The sequence below is a fragment of the Burkholderia sp. Ac-20379 genome, from assembly GCF_017104645.1.
Classification (GTDB): Bacteria; Pseudomonadota; Gammaproteobacteria; order Burkholderiales; family Burkholderiaceae; genus Burkholderia.
This window is the reverse complement of the sequence record NZ_JAAGPF010000569.1, coordinates 1-2,665: the sequence shown is the minus strand read 5'-3', so window position 1 is coordinate 2,665 and position 2,665 is coordinate 1. Positions and strand designations below refer to the sequence as shown.

Sequence of the window (2,665 nt, the reverse complement as noted above, 5' to 3'; positions counted from 1 at the left end):
CCGCCGTCGGCCTCGCCGAACAGCGCGCCGATCACGCCGAGTTCGGCGAACCGCCGCCACAGCTCGGCGCTGTAACCTTCGTCGGATCGCGCGATGCGGTCGCGCACCGGAAACGCGTATTGCTCGTCGATGAAGCGGTTCAGCGAATCGGCCAGCATCCGGCGATCGTCGCTATGCGTGAAATCCATGGGGCCTCCGTGTCCGTTACAGTCCGACGATCGTCTTGGCGACGATGTTCTTCTGGATCTCGTTCGAGCCGCCGTAGATCGACAGCTTGCGGTTGTTGAAATACTGCGCGGCGGCGCTGGCCGCCTCGGGCGGGCCGAGCGGTTCGGCGTCGTCCGCTTCCAGCGCCGCGTCCGGGAACGGGATCGCGTACGGCCCCATCGCGCGCCGCATCAGCGACGCAATCTCCTGGCGGATCTCGGTGCCGCGAATCTTCAGCATCGAGCTTTCCGCGCCCGGCGCGCCGCCGCCGGCCACCGCCGCCAGCACGCGCAGGTTGGTCGTCTTCATGTTCTCGAGCTCGATCTCGACGCGCGCGAAACGCGCGGCGAACAGCGGATCGTCGGCCAGCGGCCGGCCGTGCTTGATGCGCTTGGCGGCCACGGCGCGCAGGCGCTCCAGCGCGGCCACCGAGAAACCGACGCCGGCGATGTTGGTGCGCTCGTAGGTGAGCAGGAATTTCGCGTAGGTCCAGCCGCGGTTTTCCTCGCCCACCAAATTGTCGACCGGCACGCGCACGTCGGTGAAGAACACCTCGTTGACTTCGTGCTCGCCGTCGAGCAGCACGATCGGCCGCACTTCCACGCCGGGCGTGTTCATGTCGATCAGCAGGAAGCTGATGCCTTCCTGCTTGCGCACGTCGGTGGCGGTGCGCACCAGGCAGAAGATCATGTTCGCGTAGTGGCCGAGCGTGGTCCAGGTCTTCTGGCCGTTGACGACGTAGTGATCGCCGTCGCGCACGGCACTGGTGCGCAGCGACGCCAGATCGGAGCCGGCGCCCGGCTCGGAATAGCCCTGGCACCACCAGTCGGAGCCGTCGAGAATGCGCGGCAGCCAGTGGCGCTTCTGCGCCTCGCTGCCGTACTTGATCAGCACCGGGCCGAGCATGTTGACGCCGAACGGCACCACGCGCGGCGCGCCGGCGATCGCGCATTCGTTGTCGAACAGGAACTTCTGCGCGACGCTCCAGCCGGGGCCGCCGTATTCGCGCGGCCAGTGGCTCGCGAGCCAGCCCCGCTCATGCAGGATCGCGTGCCAACGCGCCATGTCGTCGCGCGTCAGATGCCGGCCGCCGTTGACCTTGTCCGACAGCTCGGGCGGCAGCTTGTCGGCCAGGAAGCGCCGCACCTCGGCGCGGAACGCTTCTTCTTCGGGGGAGAAATCGAGGTTCATCGGGGTGTCTCCGGTGAGGCGGGATGCGTGGAAAAACCGGCGCTCAGGCGGCGCGGTTCAAGCTCTCGAAGCGCGCGCCGCGCCCGGCCAGCTCGACCAGCAGCGGCGAAGGTTTCCAGAACGCCGGATCCGCCTCGGCGTAACGGCGGATGTCGGCCAGCACGGCGTCGAGGCCGAGTGTGTCCGCGTAATGGAGCGGGCCGCCGCGATGCCGCGGAAAGCCGTAGCCGTGCACCAGCACCGCGTCGATGTCGAGCGGGCGCAGCGCGATGCCCTCGTGCAGCACGTTGGCGGCCTCGTTGATCATCGCGGCGAGGTAGCGGCGCACGATCTCGTCGTCGGTGAAATCGCGCGGCGCGATGCCCTTGGCCGCGCGCTCGTCGGCCACGATCCGTTCGACCTCGGGATCGGGCTGGCCGGTGCGCGCGCCGTCCGGGTAGCGATAGAAGCCGCGCTGCGTCTTCTGCCCGAACCAGCCGCGCTCGCACAGCCGGTCGGCGATCGCCACGTAGCGCAGCGCCGGATCGCGGCTGGCCGCGCGGCGCTTGCGCGTGGCCCAGCCGATGTCGCCGCCGGCCAGGTCGATCACTTGATACGGGCCCATCGGGAAGCCGAACGCGCGGATCGCGCGGTCGATCTGATAGGGCGACGCGCCGTCCTCCATGACGAGATCGGCCGCGCCGCGATACACGGCCAGCAGCCGGTTGCCGATGAAGCCGTCGCACACGCCCGCGCGCACCGCCACCTTGCGCAGCCGCTTCGCGAACGCGAACGCGGTGGCCACCACCTCGGGGCGCACCTGCGCGGGCACCACGATTTCGAGCAGCTTCATGACGTTGGCCGGCGAGAAGAAGTGCAGGCCGATCACGTCGCCGCATCGCTCGCCCGCGCTGGCGGCGATCGCGTCGATGTCGAGATACGACGTGTTGGTGGCGAGCACCGCACCGGGCTTCGTGACCTGCGCCAGTTCCTCGAACACGGCCTGCTTGACGGCCAGGTCCTCGAACACGGCCTCGATCACGAGGTCGGCGTCGGCCAGCGCGTCGTAGACGGTGCTGCCGCTCAGGCGCGCGAGCCGTTCGTCGCGCGCCGCGTCGGTGAGCCGCCCTTTCGCGACCAGCGCGTCGTACACCTTCGCCACGCGCGCGCGGCCCTGCGCGAGCGCGCGGTCGTCGCGCTCGATCATGACGACGGGCAGCCCCGCATCGAGCACGGCCACCGCGATCCCCGCGCCCATCGTGCCACCGCCGATCACGCCCGCGCGCTC

Annotated in this window: 3 protein-coding genes; all 3 read right to left on the bottom strand. The window is 69.8% G+C overall.

The genetic code is table 11. The annotated features are described in order from the left end of the window. Positions 1-188, bottom strand: a 188-nt coding sequence (locus G3N92_RS32810; RefSeq protein ID WP_206131678.1) for an acyl-CoA dehydrogenase family protein, incomplete at its 3' end; no start/stop codon positions are given. A 16-nt stretch (positions 189-204) separates the two neighbouring features. Next, positions 205-1,398: an acyl-CoA dehydrogenase family protein gene (locus G3N92_RS32805; RefSeq protein ID WP_206131677.1), complete on the bottom strand. Its 1,194-nt coding sequence runs from the start codon at positions 1,396-1,398 to the stop codon at positions 205-207. A gap of 43 nt (positions 1,399-1,441) precedes the next feature. Continuing rightward, positions 1,442-2,665: 3-hydroxyacyl-CoA dehydrogenase (locus G3N92_RS32800; protein WP_241015176.1), on the bottom strand; the 1,224-nt coding region annotated here is incomplete at its 5' end.

What these genes read in the sequence shown, in the direction of transcription:
- G3N92_RS32805 (WP_206131677.1), bottom strand. Translation starts at nt 1,398, where the DNA reads ATGAACCTCGATTTCTCCCCCGAAGAAGAAGCGTTCCGCGCCGAGGTG.